The organism is Streptomyces sp. NPDC045287 (genome assembly GCF_056432325.1).
In genome coordinates this window covers 296,171-322,064 of sequence record NZ_JBWKJG010000001.1, presented here as the reverse complement: position 1 = coordinate 322,064, position 25,894 = coordinate 296,171, and the positions used below count along the sequence as shown (strand labels likewise).

At 72.9% G+C, this 25,894-nt stretch carries 22 protein-coding genes and 2 tRNA genes; 4 read left to right on the top strand and 20 right to left on the bottom strand.

All coding sequences use genetic code 11. The features are described from left to right. Positions 1-565: 565 nt before the first annotated feature. Positions 566-638: transfer RNA gene (locus AC07D6_RS01360), tRNA-Ala, on the bottom strand. Between the two features lie 146 nt (positions 639-784). On the opposite strand from AC07D6_RS01360, the gene AC07D6_RS01355 reads away from it, so the two are divergent. Next, positions 785-2,104: a glycosyltransferase 87 family protein gene (locus tag AC07D6_RS01355; RefSeq protein ID WP_479041060.1), complete on the top strand. Its 1,320-nt coding sequence runs from the start codon at positions 785-787 to the stop codon at positions 2,102-2,104. Here the strand turns inward: AC07D6_RS01355 and AC07D6_RS01350 are convergent. The 8 genes from AC07D6_RS01350 to AC07D6_RS01315 all read right to left on the bottom strand — a co-directional run bounded on the left by AC07D6_RS01350 (position 2,083) and on the right by AC07D6_RS01315 (position 6,666). Next, the gene (locus tag AC07D6_RS01350) at positions 2,083-2,316 is read right to left on the bottom strand and encodes a hypothetical protein (RefSeq protein ID WP_315878068.1); all 234 of its coding nucleotides are present in this window, start codon (positions 2,314-2,316) and stop codon (positions 2,083-2,085) included. The genes AC07D6_RS01355 and AC07D6_RS01350 overlap by 22 nt on opposite strands. Positions 2,317-2,319: 3 nt before the next feature. Further along, positions 2,320-2,490, bottom strand: a complete 171-nt coding sequence (locus tag AC07D6_RS01345; protein WP_315878067.1) for a hypothetical protein — start codon at positions 2,488-2,490, stop codon at positions 2,320-2,322. A gap of 190 nt (positions 2,491-2,680) precedes the next feature. After that, positions 2,681-2,753, bottom strand: a tRNA-Ala gene (locus tag AC07D6_RS01340). 73 nt (positions 2,754-2,826) lie between these two features. Then, on the bottom strand, positions 2,827-3,480 hold the full coding sequence (locus AC07D6_RS01335; protein WP_315878125.1) for a histidine phosphatase family protein: 654 nt from the start codon (positions 3,478-3,480) through the stop codon (positions 2,827-2,829). Next, positions 3,477-3,944, bottom strand: a complete 468-nt coding sequence (rsfS, locus tag AC07D6_RS01330) for a ribosome silencing factor (protein ID WP_479041548.1) — start codon at positions 3,942-3,944, stop codon at positions 3,477-3,479. The genes AC07D6_RS01335 and rsfS overlap by 4 nt, the downstream gene beginning before the upstream one ends. Positions 3,945-4,014: 70 nt before the next feature. Beyond that, complete coding sequence (locus AC07D6_RS01325) at positions 4,015-5,808, bottom strand: LCP family protein (protein ID WP_479041058.1); 1,794 nt, start codon at positions 5,806-5,808, stop codon at positions 4,015-4,017. A 19-nt stretch (positions 5,809-5,827) separates the two neighbouring features. Further along, positions 5,828-6,448 carry a nicotinate-nucleotide adenylyltransferase gene (gene nadD / locus AC07D6_RS01320; RefSeq protein WP_315878065.1) on the bottom strand — a complete coding sequence of 207 codons (621 nt, stop codon included), beginning with the start codon at positions 6,446-6,448 and terminating at the stop codon, positions 5,828-5,830. Between the two features lie 53 nt (positions 6,449-6,501). Continuing rightward, positions 6,502-6,666 carry a hypothetical protein gene (locus tag AC07D6_RS01315; protein WP_315878064.1) on the bottom strand — a complete coding sequence of 55 codons (165 nt, stop codon included), beginning with the start codon at positions 6,664-6,666 and terminating at the stop codon, positions 6,502-6,504. 214 nt (positions 6,667-6,880) lie between these two features. Here AC07D6_RS01315 and AC07D6_RS01310 point away from each other — a divergent pair, with 214 nt between their 5' ends. After that, positions 6,881-7,960: a M48 family metallopeptidase gene (locus tag AC07D6_RS01310; protein ID WP_315878063.1), complete on the top strand. Its 1,080-nt coding sequence runs from the start codon at positions 6,881-6,883 to the stop codon at positions 7,958-7,960. Positions 7,961-8,123: 163 nt separating this feature from the next. On the opposite strand, the gene AC07D6_RS01305 is transcribed toward AC07D6_RS01310, so the two are convergent. The 11 genes from AC07D6_RS01305 to rplU form a co-directional block, all read right to left on the bottom strand. Next, a complete protein-coding gene (locus tag AC07D6_RS01305) occupies positions 8,124-9,335 on the bottom strand; it encodes an SCO2583 family membrane protein (RefSeq protein ID WP_479041056.1) in 1,212 nt (403 codons plus the stop codon). Positions 9,336-9,448: 113 nt separating this feature from the next. Beyond that, positions 9,449-9,997: an SCO2584 family spore wall biosynthesis protein gene (locus tag AC07D6_RS01300; RefSeq protein ID WP_479041055.1), complete on the bottom strand. Its 549-nt coding sequence runs from the start codon at positions 9,995-9,997 to the stop codon at positions 9,449-9,451. 88 nt (positions 9,998-10,085) lie between these two features. Next, positions 10,086-11,387, bottom strand: a complete 1,302-nt coding sequence (locus AC07D6_RS01295) for a glutamate-5-semialdehyde dehydrogenase (protein WP_315878060.1) — start codon at positions 11,385-11,387, stop codon at positions 10,086-10,088. Positions 11,388-11,734: 347 nt separating this feature from the next. Next, positions 11,735-12,256: a hypothetical protein gene (locus tag AC07D6_RS01290; protein ID WP_315878059.1), complete on the bottom strand. Its 522-nt coding sequence runs from the start codon at positions 12,254-12,256 to the stop codon at positions 11,735-11,737. A 122-nt stretch (positions 12,257-12,378) separates the two neighbouring features. Beyond that, on the bottom strand, positions 12,379-13,494 hold the full coding sequence (gene proB / locus AC07D6_RS01285; protein ID WP_315878123.1) for a glutamate 5-kinase: 1,116 nt from the start codon (positions 13,492-13,494) through the stop codon (positions 12,379-12,381). Between the two features lie 207 nt (positions 13,495-13,701). Continuing rightward, positions 13,702-15,849 carry a hypothetical protein gene (locus tag AC07D6_RS01280; RefSeq protein WP_479041053.1) on the bottom strand — a complete coding sequence of 716 codons (2,148 nt, stop codon included), beginning with the start codon at positions 15,847-15,849 and terminating at the stop codon, positions 13,702-13,704. Positions 15,850-15,988: 139 nt separating this feature from the next. Next, a complete protein-coding gene (locus tag AC07D6_RS01275) occupies positions 15,989-17,500 on the bottom strand; it encodes an SDR family NAD(P)-dependent oxidoreductase (protein WP_315878057.1) in 1,512 nt (503 codons plus the stop codon). Positions 17,501-17,817: 317 nt separating this feature from the next. Continuing rightward, entirely contained in the window at positions 17,818-19,947 is a 2,130-nt protein-coding gene (locus tag AC07D6_RS01270; RefSeq protein ID WP_479041051.1) for a glycosyltransferase family 4 protein, read from the bottom strand. 234 nt (positions 19,948-20,181) lie between these two features. Further along, positions 20,182-21,618: a GTPase ObgE gene (gene obgE / locus AC07D6_RS01265; protein WP_479041049.1), complete on the bottom strand. Its 1,437-nt coding sequence runs from the start codon at positions 21,616-21,618 to the stop codon at positions 20,182-20,184. Between the two features lie 146 nt (positions 21,619-21,764). Beyond that, positions 21,765-22,019, bottom strand: a complete 255-nt coding sequence (rpmA, locus tag AC07D6_RS01260; RefSeq protein ID WP_010476314.1) for a 50S ribosomal protein L27 — start codon at positions 22,017-22,019, stop codon at positions 21,765-21,767. Between the two features lie 14 nt (positions 22,020-22,033). Continuing rightward, positions 22,034-22,354, bottom strand: coding sequence for a 50S ribosomal protein L21 (gene rplU / locus AC07D6_RS01255; protein WP_315878054.1), 321 nt, complete (start codon positions 22,352-22,354; stop codon positions 22,034-22,036). 528 nt (positions 22,355-22,882) lie between these two features. On the opposite strand from rplU, the gene AC07D6_RS01250 reads away from it, so the two are divergent. Both AC07D6_RS01250 and AC07D6_RS01245 read left to right on the top strand, forming a co-directional pair. Then, the gene (locus AC07D6_RS01250) at positions 22,883-23,485 is read left to right on the top strand and encodes an acyltransferase (RefSeq protein ID WP_315878047.1); all 603 of its coding nucleotides are present in this window, start codon (positions 22,883-22,885) and stop codon (positions 23,483-23,485) included. A gap of 142 nt (positions 23,486-23,627) precedes the next feature. Further along, positions 23,628-25,877 carry a glycosyltransferase family 4 protein gene (locus AC07D6_RS01245; RefSeq protein ID WP_479041047.1) on the top strand — a complete coding sequence of 750 codons (2,250 nt, stop codon included), beginning with the start codon at positions 23,628-23,630 and terminating at the stop codon, positions 25,875-25,877. Positions 25,878-25,894: the final 17 nt, after the last annotated feature.

The window sequence follows — 25,894 nt, the reverse complement described above, 5'->3', positions numbered from 1 at the left end:
GGTGGGGGCGGCTGCGGCGAGCGCCGCCAGGATCCCGTCCGCGTCATTCGCAGCCTCCCGGACCCCTTGCCGCGAGGTCCCTTCTTCTCCGTCGGTAAGGCGGGGCCTGCGCCGTCCGGTACGGAGAGGCTTGTCCGTGGCCGCCCTCGTTCTCCTCATCCTTTCCGGCCGTCGGTGGAAGGGACGGATTCCGCGGGTTCCCGGATGTTGGCACCGGCGTTCCGTCCCCGGCGCCGCTGACGGCGTCCGCCGCCCGGGCCGGTCGAGGTGGACCTCTTCTCCGCTCTCCACCCCGGCGCCGAGCCGGGGCCCGGCCGGCTCGAAACCGATGGACTGGGGCGGTGCGCGGTCGCCGAGCGGGATCTCTCGGCCGGCGCGACCCGGCGCGCCGGCAGCCGCGCGGGTGGCGGCCGGCCGCGGACTGGACACCGCGCCCGGAGCAGGAGGCGTGGCGGGAGCGTTCCGCTCCGCCTCGTCGAACGCAAGGCGCGGAGCAGCGGCCGGGGTTGGGGTCGGACACGAAGAAGGCGGGCCATCCGACCGGATGGCCCGCCTTCTCGGGCTGTGGAGCTAAGGAGAATTGAACTCCTGACCTCTTGCATGCCATGCAAGCGCTCTACCAACTGAGCTATAGCCCCTTGCGATGTGCCGCCCTGCTCGGTTTCCCTTGCGGGCTTCCCTCGCGGCGACACAGAGAACATTACACGGTCCCCCCGGTGAAGCACCAAATCGTTTGTCCCCCGCCCCGGCCGGAGGGTCGGCGGGACGGGTAGCGTCGGCGCACGTGACCGCGACCGTGACCGCTCAGACCCGCCTCCGGAGCCTGCCGCTTGCCGCCCTGGGGACCTGCCTGTTGTCCTTCGCGGCCTTCTGGGCCGCGCAGCACGCCTCCCACGTGTCGATGCTCGACCTGTCGGTCTACCGGGCCGAGGGGGCGACGGTCCTGGCGGGCGGGGACCTGTACGCGATGCGGGCCACGTCGGCGAACCTGCCGATGACGTATCCGCCGTTCGCCGCGCTGGTGTTCACGCCGCTGCCCCTGATCGGCGTACCGGAGATGCGGGCGCTGGCCACGCTCGGGAACCTGCTGCTGCTGGTGGCGCTGGCGCACCTGTCGCTGCGGCTGGTGACGTCGTGCGGTCCGGCCGCGCGCCGGCGGGGCGGGGCGTTCTGGACGCAGCCGGGGGCGGCCCTGTGGCTGGCGGCGGCCCTGGTGTGGTGCGAGCCGGTGTGGCAGACGTTCCGGTACGGCCAGATCAACCTGCTGATCACGGTCGCGGTGATGTGGGATCTGACACGTCGGGGGGACAGCCGCTGGGCCGGGGTGGGCATCGGGCTCGCCACTGCGGTGAAGCTCACACCGGGCCTCTTCGTCGTCCTGCTGTTCGCCGTGGGGGTGGCACGCGCGCGGAGCGAAGGCTGGGCGCCGCGGCGGAACGAGTGGCTGCGCCGCGGGGTGCGGGCGACGGTGGCGTTCCTGGTGGTGACGATCGCGTCGGCGCTGGTCCTGCCGTACGACTCGCGCCGCTTCTGGACCGAGATGATCTTCAAGACGAGCCGGGTCGGCCGTACCGAGGAGACGGCCAACCAGTCGCTGAGCGGGGTACTGGCGCGGCTGCTGCACACGACCGACCCGGGTGTGTGGTGGGTGGTCGCGGCGGCCGTGGTGGGCGTCGCCGGGCTGGCCGTGGCGGTGCTCGCGGCGCTGCGCGGGGACCGGCCGGTGGCGGTGGTGGCGTGTGCCGTGACGGCGCTGCTGGTGAGCCCGATCTCGTGGTCGCACCACTGGGTGTGGTGCGTACCGGCGCTGGTCCTGCTCGCCACGCGCGTCCGCCCGGTGTGGACGGCCGGGGCGGCCCTGGTGTTCGGGTCGTTCGCACTGTGGTGGGTGCCGCACGCCCCCGCGCCGATACGGCTCGAACTGCACCAGAACGGCTGGCAGATGCTGCTGTCCGGCCTCTACACGCTGCTGGGGCTCGCACTGCTGGGCGTGTTCGCCGCCTGGGTCGCGCGGACGCGGGCCGGGGGCGGGTGGTCCGGGGGCGGACCGCTCGGCACCGGGCGGACCGCCCCCGGGCGGGCTCAGGCCGTCGCGAACGAGTAGAAGCGTTTCAGGGCGCAGTGCTCGTCGAGCAGGCGCCCGTAGATCGGCTCCCCTTCGAGTTCGCGGTACGTCTCGATGGGGTCGCCTTTTATGATCAGCGCCCGCGCGCACTCCTCGCACCAGTACTGGTAGTCCGGGTTGACCGGATCCATGTCGCGGACGATCGGCGTGCCACTGCCGCACCAGTCGCACTTCCGCCTGTGTGCACCCATCGATCAGCTCCAGCTGTGGCCGCAGGACGTGCAGACGTAGGACACGCCGCCGTTGTCACCGAGCATCTGGGCGACGTCCGAGGAACCGCAGGCGGGGCAGGTGAGGTCGGTGCGCGCCTGTGTGGTGGCGAGCCGTGCGGCGGGTTCCTCGAATCTGCTGGCGGCCTCGCGCACGCTTCCTCCCGTCCGGTCCGTAGCCCCTCCGGCCGTCCGATTCTGCCACGGCCCCGGTGGGGCGGCAGCGACGTCCGACGGCCGGTCCGGGCCTCCCACCGGAATGGGCTCCGGGAAGGGCCCGGAGGACGGGCGACAGGGGTCCGTACGCAGAAATCCCGCCCCCTACTGGGGACGGGATCCTGGGCTGTGGAGCTAAGGAGAATTGAACTCCTGACCTCTTGCATGCCATGCAAGCGCTCTACCAACTGAGCTATAGCCCCTCGTGTTCTCGGCGCTCCGCGCTGCGAACAAGAAGAACTTTAGCCTGTCACCTGCCCGAAAGTGAAATCCAGGTCAGTCGTCGTCGCCGAGGACCGGCTCGGGGAGCGTGCCGGCGTTGTGCTCCAGCAGTCGCCAGCCCCGCGCGCCCTCCCCCAGGACGGACCAGCAGCAGTTGGAGAGACCGCCGAGACTCTCCCAGTTGTGCGAGGGGAGGCCCAGGAGCCGGCCGATCGTGGTGCGGATCGTGCCGCCGTGGCTGACCACGACGAGGGTGCCGTCCTCGGGCAGCTTCCCGACGTGCTCCAGCACGACGGGGGCGGCCCGGTCGGCGACCTCGGTCTCCAGCTCGCCGCCGCCGCGCCGCACGGGCTCGCCGCGCTTCCACGCGCGGTACTCGTCACCGTGGCGGGCGAGGATCTCCTCGTGGGTCAGCCCCTGCCAGACCCCGGCGTACGTCTCGCGGAGCGCGGCGTCGTGGCTGACCGGGTGCCCCGTGATCGCGGCGAGCTCGGCGGCGGTGGCCGCGGCCCGCTTGAGGTCGGACGCGATGATCGCGTCCGGCTTGAGGGCGGCGAGCAGCCGGGCGGCCCGGCGCGCCTGGGCGAGGCCCGTCTCGGTCAGCTCGATGTCGGTGCTGCCCTGGAAGCGGCGCTCCAGGTTCCAGGAGGTCTGGCCGTGGCGCCAGAGGACGATGCGGCGGCCCCTGCCGCCCTTGGTGGCGCTCAGCGCAGCTCACCGTCCGCTCCGTCGCCGGGGAAGCCGTCGGGGCCGGAGCCGTCGGCACCGCTGAGCCGGGCGTGCTCCGCCGCCTTGCCGCGGGTCTTCACTGCGTCCTCGGGCAGCGGCAGCTCGGGGCAGTCCTTCCAGAGCCGCTCCAGAGCGTAGAAGACCCGCTCCTCGCTGTGCTGGACGTGGACGACGATGTCGACGTAGTCGAGGAGGACCCAGCGGGCCTCGCGGTCGCCCTCGCGGCGCACCGGCTTGGCGCCCAGTTCCTTGTTCAGCCGCTCCTCGATCTCGTCGACGATCGACTTGACCTGGCGGTCGTTGGGCGCGGAGGCGAGCAGGAAGGCGTCGGTGATCGACAGCACGTCGCTGACGTCGTACGCGATGATGTCGTGCGCGAGCCGGTCGGCGGCCGCCTGGGCGGCGGCGTTGACGAGCGCGATGGATCGGTCGGTGGCGGTCACAAGCAGGCTTTCGTCGGCGGTCAAAGGACACCTCAAGGGTCTCACGTGCCGCCGACAGCCCGGCAAACCGTTACTTGGCCTCGTAGTCCTTGCCGAGGACGACGGTGACGTCGGCGTTCGCGGGCGCTTCGCCCTTGCGGACGGCGCGGGCGGGGAGCCCGAGCGTCTTGGCGACCTCGTCCGCCTTGGCCTTCTGCGCCGCGTCGCCGTAGAGGACCTCCGAGGTGCTCTCCGTGCCGTCCGCGGCGCCACCGTCGATGACCGCGTAGCCGCCGTTGACCAGGACGATCCGCGCGGCCTCGGCGGCGTCGCCGTCACCGCTGGCGTTGCGGACGCCGACCCTGACCACGGAGCCCGGCTCGGGGGCGCTGACGGATCCGCCGAGGACGTCCTCGACCACACCGCGCGTGGCCTCCTCGGTGAGCCGCCCGTCGCCCTGCACGGGCAGCAGCTCGGTCTTGTAGGCCCCCGTCTTGGCGCGCTCGGCAAGTTTGGCCAGTGACGCGCCCAGGTCCTTGTCGGGGAGCGACGGGTCCAGGATCTGCGCCAGGGACTGGATCGTCATGGTGGCGCTCTCGGGGTCGTCCGACATCTTGCGGAGCACCCCGTGCACGATCTGGCCGAACCGCTGGAGCTGCGCCGTCTCGGACTCGCCCGGGCCTCGGTACGTGGCGTAGGCGACGGCCATGCGCCCGTCGAGCGTCTGGTTCTCGCCCTTCCGCACGACCGGGGTCCCGCCCTCCTTGGCGGCGGGCACCTCCGTGTCGGTGGTGAGGTCGACGCCGCCGACGAGTTCGACGAGGTTCTCCAGGTAGGGCGTGTCGAGTCGCCACGTACCGGTGATCCTGGTGCCGAGGAGGGAGCCGATGGCCTCGCGGGTGCCGGAGGAGCCGTCGTCCTCGACGGACTTGCCGAGGGTGGTGGTCGTCCCGTCGTCGTTGGCCACGGCGAGGGCGTTCGGCAGCAGGACGGTGGTGCCCTGCTTGGTGGTGGCGTTGTCGACCAGGAGGGCCGTCGAGGTGGCCTCGTCCTTCGTGTTGTGCAGGTGGAGGACGATCACGTCGCGTTTCTGGGGACCGGTCGCGGTGGTGCCGCCCTGCTGGGCGCCCTTCTCGGACAGGCCCGGGAGCATCCCCGCGTACCAGAGGTAGCCGACGCCGCCGACGAGGGCCAGGGCGAGGGCGACGCAGAGCGCGACGACCCGGTTGCGGCCGCGCCGCTTGGCCTCCTCGCGGCGCTCCGAGCGGCTCTCGGTGAACTTGAGCCAGTCGATGGCGTCCTCGGACTCCTCGTCGGGCTCGTCGACGAAGGCGAACTGCTCGGTGCGGTAGTCCCCGCCGTCACCGGCGTTCCCCTGCTCCCGGGAGTCGCGCCGGCCGTGGGGTCCGCGGACGTCCTCGTCGGTGCGCGGGCCGCCGCCGGGCGGGTCCTCCGCGGGCGGCTCGGGGGTGGTGAAGTCCTGGGGTTCGGGGGCGGGGCGGCGCTGCTCGGGCACGCCCGCGGGCGCGGTCACCTGGCCGGGCACCGGTGGGGCGGGCTGCGGCGGCTGGACGGCGGGGGCCTGGGGGACCTGGGGGACCTGCCACTGCGGGGTGCCGTACGGGTCGTAGCCGCCGTGGCCCGGCTGCCCCTGCTCCTCGTACCCCTGGTACCCCTGATATTGCTGGTCCTGGGGGTACGGCTGGGGCTCGGGGTAGGGCTGGGTCGCCTGCGCGTACGGGTCGTAGCCGTACGCGTAGTTCTGCTGCTCGGGCTGGGGCGGCTGCTGGGCCTGCTGGTACACCGGCTGCCCGTACTCGTCGTAGCCGACGATCTGCGGCTGCGGCGGGTAGTACGGGTCGTAGTGGCTGTTCTGGTCGTTCACCGGTGCCCCTCTCCGTAGCTCACTGGCCCCGGTACAACTGGCGCTTGTCGATGTAGCGCACCACGCCGTCCGGCACCAGGTACCAGACGGGATCGCCCTGTGCGACCCTCTCCCGGCAGTCCGACGACGAGATGGCGAGCGCGGGCACCTCGACGAGGGAGACGCCGCCCTTGGGCAGGCCGTCGTCCGACAGGTCGTGGCCGGGGCGGGTCACCCCGATGAAGTGCGCGAGCGAGAAGAGTTCCTCGGCGTTGCGCCAACCGGGCATGATCTGCGACAGCGCGTCAGCGCCGGTGATGAAGAACAGGTCCGTGTCCGGATTGAGGGAGCGCAGGTCCCGCAGGGTGTCGATGGTGTACGTGGGGCCCGCCCGGTCGATGTCGATGCGACTGACCGAGAACTGCGGGTTCGACGCCGTGGCGATGACCGTCATGAGGTAGCGGTCCTCGGCCGGGGACACCGTCCTGTGGCTCTTCTGCCAGGGCTGCCCGGTCGGTACGAACACCACCTCGTCGAGGTGGAACAGGGCGGCCACCTCGCTGGCGGCCACCAGGTGTCCGTGGTGGATCGGGTCGAACGTCCCACCCATCACGCCCAGGCGGCGCTTGCCGGGACTTCTCGGCACTTCCTGCTCTCCCATGCGTGCAGAGCCTAACGGCACGGCGGTGCGGCCTGGTCCCGGCGGGCGCCGGCTCAGCGGTCGCGGTTGAAGCGGGTGGTGACCCAGAGCAGGAGCAGCAGCGCGAGGAGGGCGCCGCCACCGGTGAGGTAGGGGTTGAGGCTTTCGTGGTTGCCGCCGTGCTCGCCGCCCTCGGCGAGCGTGACCAGGTGGGCGGCGGCGGTGTGGAGGCTGCTCATCTTCTGCGGGACCAATCCATCGGAGTCGGAGCGGAGACTTCGCGCACATCGTATGCGGGCGGTGCGGGCGCCCTCACGCCGACTCAGGCGTTGTCGTGGCGCGGGCCGTTGTCCACAGGCCGTTATCCACAGCCTCGGCGGTCTTCCGGAGCACCGCCTACGCTGAGGTCTGTCAGGGGGACGAGTCGGATCTCGCATGAAAATGGGGGCAACCATGACAGAGAACGGCCATGAGAACGTGCCGAGCCGTACGCGCCGGCGCTTCCCCGGCATCTCCTCCCGCGCCTACGAGCATCCCGCGGACCGTTCCGCGCTCGTCGCCCTGCGCAGGCTCAGCGGCTTCGACACCGTGTTCAAGGCACTGAGCGGACTGCTGCCCGAGCGCAGCCTGAGGCTGCTGTACCTCTCGGACTCCGTGCGGGTGGGCGACGCGCAGTTCGCCCACCTCCACGACATGCTGCGGGACGCCTGCTACATCCTCGACCTGGAGAAGGTCCCGCCGATGTACGTCACGCAGGACCCGAAGCCCAACGCGATGTGCATCGGCCTGGACGAGCCGATCATCGTGGTCACCACGGGCCTGGTGGAGCTGCTGGACGAGGAGGAGATGCGCGCCGTCGTCGGCCACGAGGTGGGCCATGCCCTCTCGGGGCACTCCGTGTACCGGACGGTGCTGCTGTTCCTCACCAACCTGGCGCTGAAGGTGGCGTGGATCCCGCTCGGCAACGTGGCGGTCATGGCGATCGTCACGGCGCTGCGGGAGTGGTTCCGCAAGTCGGAGCTGTCGGCGGACCGGGCCGGCCTGCTGGTCGGCCAGGACCTCCAGGCGTCGATGCGCGGCCTGATGAAGCTGGCGGGCGGGCATCATCTGCACGAGATGAACGTGGACGCGTTCCTCGCACAGGCGGAGGAGTACGAGGCGGGCGGTGACCTGCGCGACTCGGTGCTGAAGATCCTGAACGTGCTGCCGCGTTCCCACCCGTTCACGACGGTGCGGGCGGCCGAGCTGAAGAAGTGGTCGGAGAGCCGCGACTACCAGCGGCTCATGGACGGCCACTACCCGCGCCGGTCGGAGGACGGGGACACGTCGGTCACGGACTCCTTCCGCGAGTCCGCGAGCCACTACGCGGACACGGTGCGCGGGAGCAAGGATCCGCTGATGAAGCTGGTCGGTGACATAGCCGGTGGCGCCGGCGACCTGGGCGGCAGGCTCTTCGAGAAGTTCACCGGCGCCACGGGGAGCCGCTCGGACACCGGCGACGGCGACCGGGGCGACGGTCCGGGCACGGCCTGATCCCTTCCCGTGCGGCGGCGCCCGGGGGCCGGTTCCGCGGGTCCGTCCCGTCCGTCTCACGGTGCGGTGGGGCGCCGTTCCACCCGGTCCCCGCGTGCCGCGCCCGCCCCGGCGGTGGAGTGCCGGGGCGGGCGGCCCGCGGTGAGCCGGCTCGGTGCTGGGGTCAGGGCGGGGAGGGCCGGCTGTCGGGTGACAGGGCGGCGCAGAGGCGGGTGGCCGCGGCCGGGGCGGAGGCGTAGGGGTCGGCGGCCGGTGGGGTGGCCGTCGTGGGGCGGTGACCGGCGAGGAGCGGCCGCAGGGCGCCGGACAGGTCGGCGGAGCAGTCCATGGGGCCGGCCTGGAGGTGGCTGGTGACCAGTTCGGCGCGGTGCATGCGCAGGTCGTCGCGGTCGAGGCGGAAGCGCAGTTCGCGACGGACGGCGAACAGCGAGGCGTCGTCGGGTCCGGCGGCGGGGCCCGCGGGGCGCAGCGCGTAGGTGAAGGTGTGGTCCGACGTGATCTCCAGGACGTCGGCGGACGCCTCGGCCACGTGGAAGGTGCCGTGGACCCGGACGCCGGGGTCGGCGAGGGCCACGCGGGCCGGGTCGAACCGGATCAGCCAGCCGCCGGTGGCGTGGCGTCCGTCCGCGGCCGGGGAGTCGACGCTCCGGTCGAACTGGGCGTGCTGGTCCGGGTCGAGGAGCAGCCGCACGGAGCGGGTGGTGCCGCCGGTGAGGACGTCGGGGGCGAGGGAGGACCGGATGAGGAAGTCCTTGGTGACGGTGAGGGCGGTCATGACCTGGCCGGCCGAGAAGTGCGTGGTGCGCCGCGCGGGCGGCAGGGCGATACCGGCGGCGCCGGGGCGGTACTGCGCGGCGGGGCTGCGGGCGTACAGGTCGCCGGGGCGTCCGCCCGGCACGGGGCCGGTGGGGGTCAGGGCGACGAGGGTGACGCGCAGGGGCTCGGCGCGCGGCCCGGGAGGCGGCTGGTACGGGTAACGGGATCCGAGGTGGGTGGCGGCGGCGAAGACCGCCGCGACGAGCAGCACGAGGATGAGGGATCCCACGCGCGCGCCCGTCGTGCGCCCGTGGCCGCTGCGCCGCCTGCGGGTGCGTCGGCGGGGGGTGCGCCAGTGGTGGCGGCGGTCGAGGTCGTAGGCGTACTCGTACTCCGCGTCCCGGTCCGGGCCGGGGCCGTCGTGGTCGGCGCCGGGGCGGTCGCGGACGGCGGGGATGTCGTCGCCCATGCGTTCTCGGGCGGACAGTTCCTGGAGGCGGGCAGCGCGGATGAAGGACTCGTCGAAGACGACGGGCCGGTACTCGTCCTCGCCCCTGCCGGGGAGCCCTTCCGGTGTGTCGTCGGGCGTCCCGTCGGGCGGGTCGACACTCCCTGCCATACCTTCAGGGTGGGTCAGCGAGGGGCGGGGTAAACGCCCTGCCGGACGTCGAGTCGGGCGGGTCGCCACGGGTCGGGAACCGGCGTGGGGCGGGGTGGTGGGGTCCGCCGGAGTCAGGGGGCGCCGGGGGTGGCCGGGACCGGTGGGGCGGAGCGGCCGGCGGTGGGCGGGGCGCTGTCCGGGCCGACGTCGCTGCTGGCCGGGGCGGGGATCTGCTCGTCGCGCTCACCGGAGGAGCTGCGGTACACGGCGGTGAAGGCGAGGGCGACCATGCCGAGGCCCATCAGAAGGGCGACGAGCCAGGCGACGGGGCGGTACCAGTGCGTGCCGGGGCGGTACGGGCGGAGGGCGCCGCCGTAGGGCCCGTACGGGTCGTGGGAGCCGTACGGGTCGTCGTCGTGGCCGTCCCGCGGGGCGGGGGCGCCCGGTCCGTAGGGGTCGTCGTCGGGCGGCGGGCCACCGCGTGCCCCGGCAGCGTCCGCGTCGGCCCGGGCCTGGGCCGCGGCGAGCAGACGCTCGACGGCGGTCGGCTCGTGGACCTCGGCCGCTCGTACGAAGTCCTCGTCGAACACCACGGAGGCGAATTCCTCGTCGGCGTCTCCGCGGTCGTCGTCGGGCTCCCAGCCGTCCGGGAACGGCCTGCCCCCCACGTCGTCCGGCACGTGTCTCAGAGTAGACCGGGACGGTGCCGTTCGGCAGGGAGAGTGCGCAACCTCCTCCTGCCGCGACGCGGGGGCCGGGCGGCGGCGGTTACCGGATGTGGCCGTCGCCGGTGACGATGTACTTCGTCGACGTGAGCTCCGGCAGGCCCATCGGGCCGCGGGCGTGGAGCTTCTGCGTGGAGATGCCGATCTCGGCGCCGAAGCCGAACTGGCCGCCGTCCGTGAACCGCGTCGAGGCGTTCACGGCGACCGTCGTGGAGTCCACCAACTGGGTGAAGCGGCGGGCGGCCGCCTGCGACGTGGTGACGATCGCCTCGGTGTGCCCGGAGGTCCACAGGCGGATGTGGGCGACGGCGGCGTCCAGCGAGTCGACGACGGCCACGGCGATGTCGTACGACAGGTACTCGGTCTCCCAGTCCTCCGGGGTGGCCGGGACGACGGTGGCCTTGGAACCCTCCGCGTACGACAGGACCCGCTCGTCGCCGTGGACGGTGACGCCCGCCTCGGCGAGGGCGTCCAGGGCGCGCGGCAGGAAACTCGGGGCGATGTCCTGGTGGACGAGGAGGGTCTCGGCGGCGTTGCACACGCTGACGCGGTGCGCCTTGGAGTTGATCAGGATGTCGACGGCCATGTCGAGGTCCGCCTGGGCGTCGACGTACACGTGACAGTTGCCGGTGCCCGTCTCGATGACGGGGACGGTGGACTCCTCGACGACCGTGCGGATCAGCGACGCGCCGCCGCGCGGGATGAGGACGTCGACGAGGCCGCGCGCCCGCATCAGCTCGCGCGCCGAGTCCCGTGACTCGCCCGGCACGAGCTGTACGGCGTCCGCCGGGAGGCCCGCGCCGCCGACGGCGTCGCGCAGGACCCGGACCAGGGCGGTGTTGGACGCGTACGCCGAGGACGAGCCGCGCAGCAGGACGGCGTTGCCGGCCTTCAGGCAGAGGGCGGCGGCGTCGACGGTGACGTTGGGCCGGGCCTCGTAGACGATGCCGACCACGCCGAGCGGGACGCGCACCTGCCGCAGGTCCAGGCCGTTGGGGAGGGTCGAGCCGCGCACGACCTCGCCGACCGGGTCGGGCAGCGCGGCGACGTGCCGGACGTCGGCGGCGATGGCCCGCACCCGCTCGGGGGTGAGGGTCAGCCGGTCGACGACGGACTCGCTGGTGCCGGCCTCCCGGGCCCGGGCCACGTCCTCGGCGTTCGCCTGGACGATCTCGGCCGTGCGGACTTCGAGGGCGTCGGCCATGGCCAGCAGCGCGTCGTCCTTCGCCGCGCGCGGCAGTGGTGCGATCTCGGCGGCGGCCGCACGGGCCCGGTAGCCGGCCTGCGCCACCGGCGACATGTCGTCGTACGGGTTCATGGACGGGGAGGCGGATTGCGAGGTCATGCCCGCAGGGTAATGCGCTCTCCCGTGGGCGTCCCTCGTTTGTCCCGCTCCGTCCCGCTCCGCGAGACGCCGCGCCGAGACACCCGCCGGGACGCCTCCCCGAGGCGACGCCCAGCCACTCCGCCGGGGCGGCACTCCCAGCCACCCCGCCGGGACGCCCCTCCGGGACACCTCCCCCGAGGCGACGCCCAGCCACCCCGCCGGGGCCGCGCTCCCAGCCGGCCCGCCGGGGCGGCCGACCGGAGCGCCTGGCCGAAACACGTCCCTCCCGGGACACCGCGCGGGCCCCACGCGGGCCCCGCCCGGGCCGCTCCTGCCGGGACCGGCCCGACCGGAGTGTGGCCGGATCAGTACGGGTGCACGCCGACGGGAGCGGCGGGCGGCGGCCCGTACCCCTCGGCGATGCGCTGGTGGTACGTCTCCCGGTCGATGACCTCCAGGCCGACGATCTCCCACGGCGGCAGCTTGGCGCTCTGCCGGTGCTCGCCCCACAGGCGCAGGGCGACGGCGGCCGCGTCGTGCAGGTCGCGGGCCTCCTCCCAGTACCGGATCTCGGCGTGATCGTTGGCGTATCTGCTGGTCAGCAGGAACGGATGGTCGTGGGCGAGCTGTTCGAGCGCCCGCCGGACCTCCTGTAGCGGGGCTTCCCGGCCCGACACGCTGAGCGTGATGTGCCACAGCTTGGACACCGGCCGGTCCGGGGTGCGGTCGGCCGCCCCCGGGCCCTTCCCCGTGCCCGTCCCCGCAGTGGCGCCCGCACCGGTCCCGGACCGGAACGCGGCGTCGTCGAAATCGGCCCCGGCCTCGACACTGGTCAAGGCACGTTCGGTCGTCCCGCGGGGCACAGCCCCTGGGCGCGCTCGTCTCACCGGCGGCCTCCTGTTGATGCGTTGTCGTGCTGTCACCCCGCTTACCCCCCAGACAAAGTTGACCAGTCCCGAGCGGGACGTGGGGCGGTTTTGGTGAAGGTGCCCGGGGGTTGACCCGAGTTTCAGCCGTTCCAGGGGTGCAGGACGACCAGATCGTCCCTGTGTACGACTTCCCGCTCGTACGCCGGTCCGAGCTCCCTCGCCAGCTCCTTGGTGGAGCGCCCCAGGAGCTGGGGGATCTCCTTGGCGTCGAAGTTGACGAGGCCGCGTGCGACCGGACGGCCCTCCGTGTCGCGCAGCTCGACGGGGTCCCCGGCGCCGAACTCGCCCTCCACGGCGGCGATCCCGGCGGGCAGCAGCGACTTCTTCCCGTGCACGACGGCCCGTACGGCCCCCTCGTCGAGGGTCAGGGCGCCCTGCGGGGCGGAGGCGTGCGCGAGCCACAGCAGCCGTCCGGCGGAGCGGCGCCCGGTGCGGTGGAAGTACGTGCCGGTGTCCCGGCCGGCGAGGGCGTCGGCGGCGCGGCTGGCCGACGTGAGGACCACGGGGATCCCGGCCGCCGCCGCGATCCGGGCCGCCTCGACCTTGGTGACCATGCCGCCCGTGCCGACGCCGGCCTTCCCGGCGGAGCCGATCTCGATGCCCGCCAGGTCCTCCGGGCCGCGGACCTCCTCGATCCGGGACGTGCCGGGCCGGCTCGGGTCGCCGTCGTACAGGCCGTCGACGTCCGACAGCAGCACCAGCAGGTCGGCGCGGACGAGGTGGGCGACGAGCGCGGCGAGCCGGTCGTTGTCGCCGAAGCGGATCTCGTCCGTGGCGACCGTGTCGTTCTCGTTGACGACCGGCAGGGCGCCCATCGCGAGGAGCTGCTCCAGCGTCCGGTACGCGTTGCGGTAGTGGGCGCGGCGGCTCGTGTCGTCGCCGGTGAGCAGGATCTGGCCGACGCGTACGCCGTAGCGGGCGAAGGAGGCGGTGTAGCGCGCCACGAGGAGGCCCTGGCCGACGCTGGCCGCGGCCTGCTGCCGGGCGAGGTCCCTGGGGCGCCGGTCGAGGCCGAGCGGCGCGAGGCCGGCGGCGATGGCGCCGGACGACACGAGGACGATCTCCCGCTCGCCCTCTCCGCGGACCTTGGCGAGTACGTCGACGAGCGCGTCGACGCGGTCCGCGTCGAGGCCGCCCGCGGCGGTGGTCAGGGAGGACGAGCCGACCTTGACGACGATCCTGCGGGCTTCCGTCACGTGCTGCCTAGCCGTTGTCACGTGGCGAATCTATGCCAGGCGGACGGGTCGGCGCGCGCGTGTTCCACCCGATGGACAGGTTTCCGGACACGGTCCGCCGCCCCCGGACCCGGATGCGGCGGACGGCCCGCACGCGTCCCCGAGAGGTCCCGTACGGGCCGTGCGGCGCCACGCCGGGCCGGGCCCTCGGGCGCGTGCGTCGCGGGGTCAGCCGACCGCCGTCGGCGCGGCGGCGCCCTTCCCCTCCGCCACGGCCTCCGGGCTGTCGTCCCCGACGCCCGGAGGGGCCGCGCCGTCCTCGCGGTCCAGCTCGCCGATGGTCCGCCCGGCGAGCCGCTGCGCGACGCGCGCGTTGCGCGCCTCCGCCTCGGCGGCCAGCGCGCGCACCGCGGCGTTGAAGCGCTCCGTGGAGGTGGGCTCGTCGGGGCCGAGCAGGTACCGCTTCAGGGCGCGCCGCTCCTCCGCCATCCGATCGGCGGCCGGGTCCGCCACGGCGGCGAGCAGCTCGTCGAGTTCGACGGCGCTGTTGGAGAGGACGACCGCGGCCCGTACGGCGGTGTTCTGCCGGCGGAACTCGTCGGCGCCGAGCTCGGCGGAGTCCGTCACCGCGTACGGCTTGCCGCTGGCGATGTAGTCGGAGACGACGCTGGAGATGTCGGAGACCATGCCGTCCGACTCGTTGAAGCAGTCGTACAGGTGGGGCCGGGTGCCGGTGACGACGCGGTGCTCCCACCAGCCGAACGAGCGCCAGTAGGCGTCGTTCCACTCGGCGCGCAGCCGCTTGACCTCGGCGAGGCGGTGCGGGTCGGCGAGGGAGACCCGGGACGTCTCGGCCTCGTCGGTGCCCTTGCGGCCCGGGCCGGAGAGGGCGGCGAGACGGGCCTCGATCCGGGCCAGTTCGGCGCGGGCGGCGGCCTGCCCGGCCTGCGCCGCGGCGGCCTCGCGCGCCCAGCGCGGGTCGGCGGCGCGCCGCGCGGCGGCCTCGGCGATCATCGCGCGGATCCGCTCGTCGACGGCCTTGGCCTTCTTGTCGACGAGACCGGTGAAGGGGTGCGGCTTGTAGACGACGCGGACCGGGTCCGGCGCGTCCAGCAGCCGCCTGACGATGTTCTCGCCGGCGCGGAGCAGCGAGGTGTTGCCGGGGTCGCCGTCCCAGCCCTCCCAGGTGGGGGCGTACAGGATGGTCGGGACGGGGTTCTTCGGCGTGCCCGTCCAGCGCTCGATGGGGGCGAGCTGGGGGCGGCCGACCTCGACGATGTCCTCGTCGCGGACGCCGACGTCGGCGAGGGCGTACCGGTCGCGGCCGGCCGGGCCGGCGGTCCACACCTCGTCGTACACCTTGGAGAACGGGTTGACGCTGGCGAGCTTGTCGCTGTCGCCGTGCCCGATGAAGGCGTGCTTCGAGGTCGGCACGCGCAGCATGTGGATGTTCTTGCCGACGTTGGCCGGGTACAGCGTGACCCGGAGCGTCGACCAGTCGCGGGCCATCGTGTGCTGGCCGCCCGGGATGCACAGGACGGGTACGGCCGTGTCGCTCAGCTTCGGGACGAGTTCCGGCTCGCGCATGACGACGATCGGCCGGCCGTCGACCCCCTCCATGGTGTCCAGCCACATGTTGACCTGGTAGGCCGCCTCGTCGGATCCGGAGAAGTACAGCGCGACGGTCGGCTGGTACTCGCGCAGCCAGGTGTCGACGGCCTTGAGGACGGCGCCGGCGCCCGGGACGCGGCGCTTGCGGCGCACGTACGGGACGAGCAGCAGGACGGAGAGCACGCCGAGGCCCAGGGTGGCGGCCGCGCCCGCGTACGCGAAGGCGTGCCGGCCGGTGACGACGGCGACGACGACGCCGACGACGGCGGGGAGGTCGAGGTGCAGCATCTTCTCGCCGGCGCGGTGCAGCAGGGCGCGCGGCGGGGCGTCCGGGATGCGCACGCCGTGCAGGTCGACGTTGCGGGTGACCACCGGCATGGTGCGGCGGAGCCGGATGAGCGTGGTGAGAGCGCCGTGCGGGGCCTGGAGCCCGTAGGAGAGGAGGAAGCAGGCGACCGTGGCGTAGAACACCGGCTGTTCCGCGAGGCCCTCGCGGGCGAGGAGCAGGACCAGCAGGAGCTGGCGCAGCAGGAAGCGGATCGGCAGCCCGGCGCGGACGCTGTTGAGGCGGTCGACCAGATAGCTCTTCTTCTGGTGCAGGTACCAGTCGGCGACGTAGGTGACGGCGCCGGCTCCCGCGAACAGCCAGATGTCCGGGATCAGCGCGGCGAGCATGACGCACGGATATCCGAGTCCCAGGAGGACTGCCGCGGCCAGCTCCGACCCACTGCCCACCCGGGCCAGTCGAATGACGGTCGAAATCACGTAGAACCTGCTCCAGACGGGGATGCCGGTTGTTTTACAAGGCTTTTGTATCCGTGAAGGTACGACTTCACTGAGCGGGCCCCCGCATTCGCGAATCTCTCGCTGATGCAGGGGCCCGGAAATTCACGTCCTGCGAGTATTACACATCTTCCTGGCGGTCCAGGACGGCCGCCAGGGCCTGCTCGAAGCCGGACGCCTCGCCCGCCGCGCGGGTCGGGTCCTGCTGCCGTACGTCGATGACGTGGCCGGTCAGTTCGGAGAGGAGGACGTCCAGGGAGGTGCGGGCGACGGCCTCGGAGGAGAGCAGCGACCCGGCGGGCTCCTGGCCGAACGCCTTGGTCCGCATCGGGGTGGCGGTGCGCTCCGGGTTGACGCAATTCACGCGGATTCCATCGGCCGCCCATTCGTCGGCGAGGGCCTGGGTGAGATTCACCATGGCCGCCTTGGTCGACGAATAGAGGCTGTACTCGGCGCGGCCTCGGGTATAGCTGGAGGAGGTGTAGAGGAGAAGTTGCCCCTTGGTCTCCACCAGGTACTTGTACGATGCACGCGCGATCTGCACAGGTGCCAGGTAATTGACGTTCAGGGCTTCCTGAATGGTGGCGTTGTCGGTTTCCGCGAGCTTGCCGATGCGCAGGACTCCGGCCGTGTTGATGACGTAGTCGACGCGGCCCGTCTCGCCGTACGCCGTGGCCAGCGCGTCCTCGACGTGCTGCGGGTTCTCGACGTGCGTGCCGGTCGTCGAGCGGCCGAGCGCGTAGACGCGGGCGCCGTACCGCTCGGCGAGGGCGGCGATGTCGGCACCGATGCCGTACGAGCCGCCGAAGACGACGAGCGTCCGACCGGAGAGGAGCGCGCGGTACGCGTCCTCGTCGGCCTGGGCGGGGGCGGCGGTGGAGGCGAGCTGGAACAGCTTGTCGGCGATGAAGACGTCGACGGGCTGGGTCACCTTCATGTTGTACTCGTCGCCGGGCACGACGTGGATCGGCACGTCCGGCAGGTACTTGAGCACGACCGAGCAGTCGTCGGTGGCCTGGAAGTTCGGGTCGCCGGCCGCGATCTCGTACGCCCTGCGGATCGTGGACAGCTTGAACGCCTGCGGGGTCTGGCCGCGGCGCAGCCGGGAGCGGTCCGGCACGTCCGTGATGAACTCGCCGTCCTCGCCGTGCGTGCGGGTCACGATGATCGTGTCGGCGGACGGGATGGCGACGTCCACGGCCTGGTAGCGGTCGAGGGCGGCGACACAGTCCTTGATCACGCGCTGTGACAGCAGCGGGCGCACGGCGTCGTGGAAGAGGACGTTGGGGTCCTCGCCGTCCGCGAGTCCCTCGCCGAGGGCGCGGATGGCGCGCTCGGTGGTCTCGTTGCGCGTGGCACCGCCCTCGATGATCCGCGTGACCTTGGTCAGCCCCGCCTTGGCGACGATCTTCTCGACGTCGGCCACGAACCCCGGCGCCATCAGCACGATCACGTCGTCGACGCAGTCGGCCCGCTCGAAGATCGTGAGCGTGTGCTCGATGACCGCCTTGCCCGCGATCTTCAGGAGCTGCTTCGGGATCGCGAGCCCCACCCGCTGGCCGGTGCCCCCCGCCAGGACGACGGCGGTGGTGCGGGTCTTGGCTTCACGAGGCGCGGACGGAGGCGCAGACACAGGGACGACCTACCTTGCTATGGCTCGGGGAACGGGCTGATGGTCGCACCCTCCGTGACCGTCTCGCAAGGTGGGACGAAGGGGGTGGAACCTTGCCGGACACCGGTGGTTCACCGGGTGGCCGGTCCTGTCGGCGGGGCCGGAAGGGGGCGCGGTCGTGACGGACCGCACACGATCCGCCGGTCCGGGAGGTGCCGTGTCCCCGCCGCGTCCACGGCGTGCGGGCTCCGCGACCACGCCCTCACCTCCTTCCTCGTCTTCCTCGTCTTGCTCGTCTTGCTCGTCTTGCTCGTCGGCTCCGTGGCGAGGCCGTTGGGTCACGCACCGGTGACCCGGACGTACAGGGCGTTGTGCCCGTCGTAGCGGAGCGTGAGGTCCGTCATCAACTGCGGCTGCCTCCGCACCGTGCGCACCGCCCGCCGCACCAGCAGCAGCGGTCGCCGTTTGTGCCGCCGCACGGGCCGGTAGGCGAAGACGTCCGCCTTGGCGACCACGTCGTCGAGCAGCCGGGCGATCTTCACGGGCGGCCGGCCGGGGGTGTGGCGCAGCCACAGCGCCCAGGTGTCCTGCTCGCGGCGGCGCCGTCCGGCCAGCTCCTCCCACGGCAGGGTGACGCGGAAGCGGCGGCCGGGCAGCCAGGTGCCGGCGAGGGTGACCTCCTCGTGGCTGTCGTAGCGGCGCAGCACCAGCTCGGGCGGTGCGGTCGGCTCGTCGACGGGGCCGATGAGCCGGCCGGTGACGGTGGCGTGGTCGTCGGTGAGCTCGACGTCGCCCGTCTCCGCGTGCACCGCCCGCACCCAGGAGCGCAGCTCCAGCGAGTGGTGCGGCGGGCGCCGGTACGGGACGAGGTGGCGCACCCCGTCGCCGGGGCCGATCCGGTCGGCGGGGCGCAGCGAGCCGCGCTGGTCGACGGCGCGCGCGGTGAGCGGGGCGCGCAGTCCGGTGGCGGGCTGCTCGGCGTGGCACACCCAGTTGTCCTCCGGGATGTCCTCGCCGGCGGGGAGGGTGAGGGTGCCGTCGGGCCGGAACGGGTACGCGCGCTCCGCCGTCCCGCGACCCTGCGGTACGGCGACGAGGCGCAGGCCCTCGTACCGGGCGGCCGCGCCGGGCGGGGACACGAGGGTGACGGTGAGCGAGCCGTCCTGCTCGGCGACGCAGTCCGCGACGGGCTCGAAGCCGTCCCCGGCCCGCCCGCCGGGCGCGGTCTCCCCCGGCGCGCGTACGGTGCCGCCGGTGCGGGCGCCACCGGACCGGGCACCGGCATGGGCACCGTCGGCGGACCTGGCGCCGTCGGGGGACCGGGCGCCGGCGCCCAGCTCCGCGAAGAGGTCCGCGTACCGCCCGGCGACGGCCGACGGGTCGAAGCGGCGCGCGTTGCGCAGGGCCGCCTCGCCCATCCGGTGGCGCAGCGCCTCGTCGTCGATCAGCCGCAGCAGCGCGGCGGCCACGGCACCGGCGTCCCCGACCGGCACGAGCAGGCCGTCCTCGCCGTCCTCGATGATCTCTCGGGGGCCGTGGTCGCAGTCCGTGCTGACCATGGGGACGCCGCAGCGCATCGACTCGACGAGGGTCATGCCGAACGACTCGTGTCGCGAGGTGGACGCGGCGATGGCGCCCTTGACCCACTCGGGCTCGATGGGCGAGCGCGGGCCCATGAGGAAGACGTGGTTGTGGAGGCCGAGGGTGTCGATGTGCCGCCGCAGCCTCTCCCGTTCGGTCCCCCAGCCGCAGATGCGCAGCGTCCACTCCGGACGTACGGCGACGACCTTCGCGAACGCCCGGATCAGTACGTCGTACTGCTTCTCCGCGGAGAGCCGCCCGGCGGCGACGACGGTCGTGCCGGACCGGTCGGAGGGGGCGACCACGGGTTCGGGGACGCTGTTCGGTATGCACAGCACACGGGTGCCGGGCAGGTCCATGTGCTCCCGCCACACCGCCGCGTCGCCCTCGGAGACGGTCACGAAGGCGTCGAGGGCCTCCAGGTGCGGCCTCATCTCCTCGCGCAGGGCGGGCTTGTGGTGGTGGTACGTCATGTGCTCCTGGCCGATGAGCACGGCGCCGTCCGGCGCGAACCGCGCGACGTACGCGACCAGACCGGGGCGGGTGCCGATCACCACGTCGGCGTCGGAGCGCGCGTAGTGGGCGCGGACCCGTTCGTCGGTGAGCCTGCCGTACTCCTTGTAGCGCGCTTCGGCGCGGGGGAAGCACTCGGCCGGCGCCAGCAGGTCGGGGTGCTCCTTCTCGCAGGTCGGGGACTTCGGGCGGGTGTCGACCAGGGGGACGACGGTGATGCGCGGGTCGATCGTGAACAGGGGGGTGTCACGGTGGCGGAAGACGGAGACGATCTCGACCTCGTGCCGGTCCGCGAGCTCCTCGGCGAGGTTGAGCGTGGTGCGGATGGTGCCGCCGATGCCGTAGACGGTGTGGATGAGGAAAGAGATCTTCACCGGTGCCCCATGTCTGTGCGTGAAGGCCCGCCGCGCGGTCGCCCGGAAAGCTGGACGGTGACCGAATGCGAAAGGTTGTACGGACCGGAAACCATTCTCCGCCCCCGGGGGCGGGGCACGGCGGGCGGGGTGCACGGCGCGGGGCGTACGACTTCGGCGGGGCCGCCGTACAGCGACCCCGCCGAAGTTCGGTACGGGAACTCACCCCTGACGGCCCGTCAGGGGCGGGTGTCCTCAGAAGGGGTCGAACTCGTCGTACGCCTGCTCCGCCTCGTCCCGCTCCGCCTGGCGGTCCCTGCGGCGCTGGGCGGCGGGGCGCGGGGCCTCGAAGCGGTGGTCCTCGCCTCGGCGGCCGAGCATCTCGGCGCCCGCCATCATGGTGGGCTCCCAGTCGAAGACGACCGCGTCCTCCTCGGGGCCGATGGCCACGCCGTCGCCCGCGCGGGCCCCGGCCTTCATCAGCTCCTCCTCGACACCGAGGCGGTTGAGCCGGTCGGCGAGGTAGCCGACGGCCTCGTCGTTGTTGAAGTCGGTCTGGCGGACCCAGCGCTCCGGCTTCTCGCCGCGCACCCGGTACAGCCCGTCCTCCTCCTGGGTCACGGTGAAGCCGGTGTCGTCGACGGCCTTCGGGCGGATGACGATCCGGGTCGCCTCCTCCTTCGGCTTCGCGGCACGCGCCCGGGCGACGATCTCCGCCAGCGCGTACGACAGCTCCTTCAGCCCCTGGTGGGCGACGGCCGACACCTCGAAGACGCGGTAGCCGCGGGCCTCCAGGTCGGGGCGGACCATGTCGGCGAGGTCCTTGCCGTCCGGGATGTCGGTCTTGTTGAGGACGACGACGCGGGGCCGGTCGTCGAGCCCGCCGTACTGGCGCAGCTCCTCCTCGATGACGTCCAGGTCGGACAGCGGATCGCGCTGCGACTCCAGCGTCGCCGTGTCCAGGACGTGCACGAGGACGCTGCACCGCTCGACGTGGCGCAGGAACTCCAGGCCGAGGCCCTTGCCCTGGCTGGCGCCGGGGATGAGGCCGGGCACGTCGGCGATCGTGTAGACGGTGGAGCCGGCGGTGACGACGCCGAGGTTCGGCACGAGGGTGGTGAAGGGGTAGTCCGCGATCTTCGGCTTCGCCGCGGACAGCACGGAGATCAGCGAGGACTTGCCCGCGCTCGGGTACCCCACCAGCGCCACGTCGGCGACGGTCTTCAGCTCCAGGACGATGTCCTGTACGTCTCCGGGCTCGCCCAGCAGCGCGAAGCCGGGCGCCTTGCGGCGGGCCGAGGCCAGCGCGGCGTTGCCCAGGCCGCCGCGACCGCCCTGCGCCGCCACGTACCGGGTGCCGTGCCCGACCAGGTCCGCGAGGACCTCGCCCCTCTTGTCGAGGACGACCGTGCCGTCCGGCACCGGCAGGACCAGGTCCTGGCCGTCCTTGCCGGAGCGGTTGCCCCCCTCGCCGGGCTTGCCGTTGGTGGCCTTGCGGTGCGGCGAGTGGTGGTAGTCGAGGAGGGTGGTCACGGACTGGTCGACGACGAGGATCACATCGCCGCCGCGCCCGCCGTTGCCCCCGTCGGGGCCGCCGAGCGGCTTGAACTTCTCCCGGTGGACGGAGGCACAGCCGTGGCCTCCGTTACCCGCGGCGACGTGCAGCTCGACGCGGTCCACGAAGGTGGTCATGGTGGGGTGCCTCCAGCGGTGCAGAAAGGAAAACGTACGGGATGTCTCAGCTACGACAGCTGTAACAAGCGAAAGGCGGACCCTCTTCCCGCACGGCGTACACCGTACGGGAAGAGAGGCCCGCCCTCGCGAAGCGTCCGATCAGGTCAGGCGACCGGAACGATGTTCACGACCTTGCGACCGCGGAAGGTGCCGAACTGCACCGAACCGGCCTGCAGCGCGAACAGCGTGTCGTCGCCGCCGCGGCCGACGCCCGCGCCCGGGTGGAAGTGGGTGCCGCGCTGGCGGACCAGGATCTCACCGGCGTTGACGACCTGACCGCCGAAGCGCTTCACGCCGAGCCGCTGAGCGTTGGAGTCGCGACCGTTCCGGGTGGACGATGCGCCCTTCTTGTGTGCCATGTCTCCTCAGTCCCTTACTTCGCAGCCGTGGGGATCTCAGTGACCTTGATCGCCGTGTACTGCTGGCGGTGGCCCTGACGACGGCGGTAGCCGGTCTTGTTCTTGTAGCGCAGGATGTCGATCTTGGCGCCCTTGTGGTGGTCCACGACCTCGGCCTGGACCTTGATCCCGGCCAGGACCCACGGGTCGCTGGTCACGGAGTCGCCGTCGACAACGAGCAGGGTCGAGAGCTCGACCGTGTCGCCAACCTTGGCAGTGGAAATCTTGTCAACCTCAACGATGTCGCCGACAGCAACCTTGTGCTGGCGGCCACCGCTGCGCACGATGGCGTACACGGATCTCTCCTCGCTCGAAACGGAAACCCCTGACGCCAGCCGCCCGCACGGGCGGGGCCCGCGACTGGACCGGATGGTCGGAACGGCCTCCCCCGACCTCGGCCGGGAGGGAAGGTGCTCAGGAGCTGGCGCGCATGGAAACACGCCGACGGTCAAGACTAGGTCCCCCCGCCGGACCGGTCAAACCGGGCCGCGCCCGGCGGGCGGAGGCGTGAAGGAGACCGATCGGCCCGGCCGGCCCCGCCCGCGCCCCCGCCACGCCTCTTCCGCCGGGCCGGCCTCCGCCGCCTCCGCTCCCCCGGCACCCGGCCGCCTCCCTTCTCCCTCTCCTTATGTCTTCGGGCGGACTGTCCCCCTCCTTCTCTTCGTCCTTCCCTTCGGTTGGGTCGCCGGGCGCGCAGCACGTGGCGCACCGGGTAGGACCACGAACCGCTCCGACCCCCTTCCCCGCCGCGCGCGGGGCGGGAAGGCCCTCCGCGTATGCTCTGGCGACGAAGACTTCCGCCGTCCCCCGAAAGAGACAGCAGAGTGAACTACAGGGTCCAGCCCACCGCCCAGGTCGACGAGACCGCCGAGATCGGGGCCGGGAGCAGCGTCTGGGAACTCGCGCAGATCCGTGAGAACGCCCGGCTCGGGGAAGGCTGCGTGATCGGGCGCGGCGCGTACGTCGGTACGGGCGTCAGGATCGGCGACAACGTCAAGCTGCAGAACTACGCGCTCGTCTACGAGCCCGCCGAGCTGGGCGACGGCGTGTTCGTCGGCCCCGCCGTCGTGCTCACCAACGACCACAACCCGCGCTCCGTCGACCCCGAGGGCAAGCTGAAGCGCGGCGGCGACTGGGAGGCCGTCGGCGTCAAGGTCGGCGAGGGCGCGTCGCTGGGTGCCCGTTCCGTGTGTGTCGCGCCGGTGCGCGTCGGCCGCTGGGCGATGGTCGCCGCGGGTGCCGTCGTCACGCGGGACGTGCCGGACTTCGCGCTGGTCGTGGGGGTCCCGGCGCGGCAGATCGGCTGGGTCGGCAGGGCCGGCGTCCGGCTGGTCGAGCGGGCCGGCGAGGAGGGCGCGTGGGAGTGCCCGCAGACCGGTGCCCGGTACCGGGAGAAGGACGGCGTCCTCGTCGAAGACGAGGGCTGACGGCGGCCCCGGCCGCGTGCCGGGAGGGGGTACCGCCTTCGGTAGGGTGGTGCCGCCGCGCTGTATCTCCGTACCGAACCCCGTGGGGACTCTTCCGCCGCACGGGTGCGCGGCGTGCAGGTGAAAGGGCGAAGGGATCCAGATGAACAGCCACGTGCTCTATCTCGCGCTTGGCACATACCGAGTACGGGCGACACGCGAGCAGGTGAAGGAGCTCGCCTCCTCGGGGTCCCGGGTCTCCCTGGTCGTGCTGGACGCTCCCGTGTGGCGCGAGGCGCTGGAGGAGCTGGGCGGGCTGGACGGCGTCGAGGTCGTCAGCCTCACCCCGGACAAGGACGGCACGGCCTGGGGTCCCGCCAAGAAGCTGGCCGCCGCCAAGTCGGGCCCGTTCGCCCAGGCGGACACCGTCGTCGCGGGCGACGCCCAGGCGCTGCCCGTCGCGTGGATCGTGAAGCGCCGCCGGCCCGGTGTCACGCTGGTGCTGGAGCCGCACGGCGCCGGGCGCGCCGTGGCCCCCTCCGACCTGGCCGTCGTCACCCCCTGGTACCCGTCGCCGAACAACCCGTATGCCGGATCGTTCGTGCAGGCGGCGACCGCCGCCGTCGCGGGGAACTACGAGCGCGTCACCGTCTTCCACACCGAGGACTGGTCCGGCCGCGCGTCCGCCCCGCTCCACGACGCGATCCGGGTGACCGCCGAACGCCTGCGGGAGCGCGGCGCCCTCGGCCACGTGCTGGACGCCGACGAGGCGACCGTCGTCCGCGTCCCGGTGCCGATCCTCCTCCGCAAGAACTACGCCCCCTGGGCCGAGACGCAGGTGGAGGCGATGCGGAGCGTCCTGCCCACCGGGCGGATCGAGGCCCCGGTCGTGCACGCCCACACCGGCATCTACGGTGGTGTCGTGGCCACCCGGCTCGCCCGCCCCGACGCCCGCATCGTGGTGACCGAGCACTCCTCCTTCCTCGGCAGGGTCCTCTCGCAGCCCCCCGCCGCCCGCCTCTACGAGGAGGTGCTGGAGCGGGCCGACGCGTTCATGTGCGTCAGCGCCGCGCTGCGCGAGCAGGTCGTGAAGCGCTTCCCGCAGTACGCGGAGAAGGTCGGCGTCCTGCCCAACGCGATCTCCCTCGACCGCTTCACGCCGGGCCCGGAGCGCTCCCCCGAGCTGCTGCGCTGGCTGTACCTCGGCCGGCTCCTCGAACCGAAGGGCGTCAAGGAGCTGCTGGAGGCGTTCGCGCTGGTCGCCGCGGAGGAGCCGCGCGCCACGCTCACCATGGTCGGGCACGGCCCCGTCGAGGAGGAGCTGCGCGCCCGCGGCGCCGAGCTGGGCCTGGGCGACCGCTTCCGCATCCTGCCGCCGGTCGCCCCGGAGGCCGTGGGCGCGCTGATGCACGAGTACGACCTGCTCGTGCACGCCAGCAAGCGGGAGACCTTCGGGATGACGGTCGTCGAGGCGATCGCGTCCGGGCTCCCCGTGCTCGTGACCCGCAGCGGCGGCCCCGAGGAGACGATGGCCGGCATCGAGACGGCGGCCGGTGCGCTCATGGACGTCAGCGACGACCCGCAGGTCATCGTCGACGCGTACTGGCGACTGCGCGAGCGCGCCGGTGACCTGGACCTGCCGGCGGCCCGCGAGGTCCTGGAGGGCCGGGTCGGGTGCGAGGCGGTCGGCAAGCAGCTCGTCGAGGTGTACGGGGGGGCGCTGCCTCCCGTGCCCCAGGCCCCCGAGGCCGGTGCCGGGGACGAGCGGGCGGACGACGCGGCCGGCGACCGGGCGGAGACCGGGGCGAAGGCCGCGGAAGGGGCCGCGCCCGCCCGCCGCGCGGAGCCGGTCGGCCGCGCCGTCGTCCTGGCGCTGACGCCCGCCAAGCCGCGCCGCGTCGTCGACTTCGCCAACCACCTCGTCGAGAAGGGCGCCGAGGTCACCCTCGTCACCGCCCAGCCGCCGGCCCTGTGGGAGGGCCTGGCCCTCGACCCGAGCGTGCCCGTCGTCAGCGTCGCGGACGCCGAGAAGAAGCTGCGCATCCCGCGCGCCGAGCGGTTCCTCGTCTACCGCGCGCCCCGTGCCGTCCTGCGGCGGGCCCGGCGGATCGCTGCGAAGAACCGTGAGGCGATCGGCCCCGAGCTGGCGGTCGCGACCGTGCAGCGCGCCCACACGAAGGTCGCCAACGCCTTCCACAAGAAGGTCTTCAACCGCGGTTACCGGGAGGTCCGGCCGCAGCTGTTCGCCCGGATCACCCAGCGGCGGGTGCTGCCCGAGCTGGCCCTGGACAAGGTGGACACCGTGTTCGTCAGCGACATCAACTCCACGGTGACCGGCTGGAAGTGGGCGAAGACCCACCCGCACCTGAAGGTGACGACGAGCCTGGACCGCACCGCGTACGACACGGAGTGACGTGAACGGGAAGGGCC

Coding starts and splice junctions, on each gene's coding strand:
- AC07D6_RS01350 (WP_315878068.1), bottom strand. CDS start 2,316: ATGGGTGCACACAGGCGGAAGTGCGACTGGTGCGGCAGTGGCACGCCG.
- nadD (WP_315878065.1), bottom strand. CDS start 6,448: ATGGGAGAGCAGGAAGTGCCGAGAAGTCCCGGCAAGCGCCGCCTGGGC.
- AC07D6_RS01315 (WP_315878064.1), bottom strand. CDS start 6,666: ATGAGCAGCCTCCACACCGCCGCCGCCCACCTGGTCACGCTCGCCGAG.
- AC07D6_RS01310 (WP_315878063.1), top strand. CDS start 6,881: ATGACAGAGAACGGCCATGAGAACGTGCCGAGCCGTACGCGCCGGCGC.
- AC07D6_RS01305 (WP_479041056.1), bottom strand. CDS start 9,335: ATGGCAGGGAGTGTCGACCCGCCCGACGGGACGCCCGACGACACACCG.
- AC07D6_RS01295 (WP_315878060.1), bottom strand. CDS start 11,387: ATGACCTCGCAATCCGCCTCCCCGTCCATGAACCCGTACGACGACATG.
- obgE (WP_479041049.1), bottom strand. CDS start 21,618: ATGACCACCTTCGTGGACCGCGTCGAGCTGCACGTCGCCGCGGGTAAC.
- rpmA (WP_010476314.1), bottom strand. CDS start 22,019: ATGGCACACAAGAAGGGCGCATCGTCCACCCGGAACGGTCGCGACTCC.
- AC07D6_RS01245 (WP_479041047.1), top strand. CDS start 23,628: ATGAACAGCCACGTGCTCTATCTCGCGCTTGGCACATACCGAGTACGG.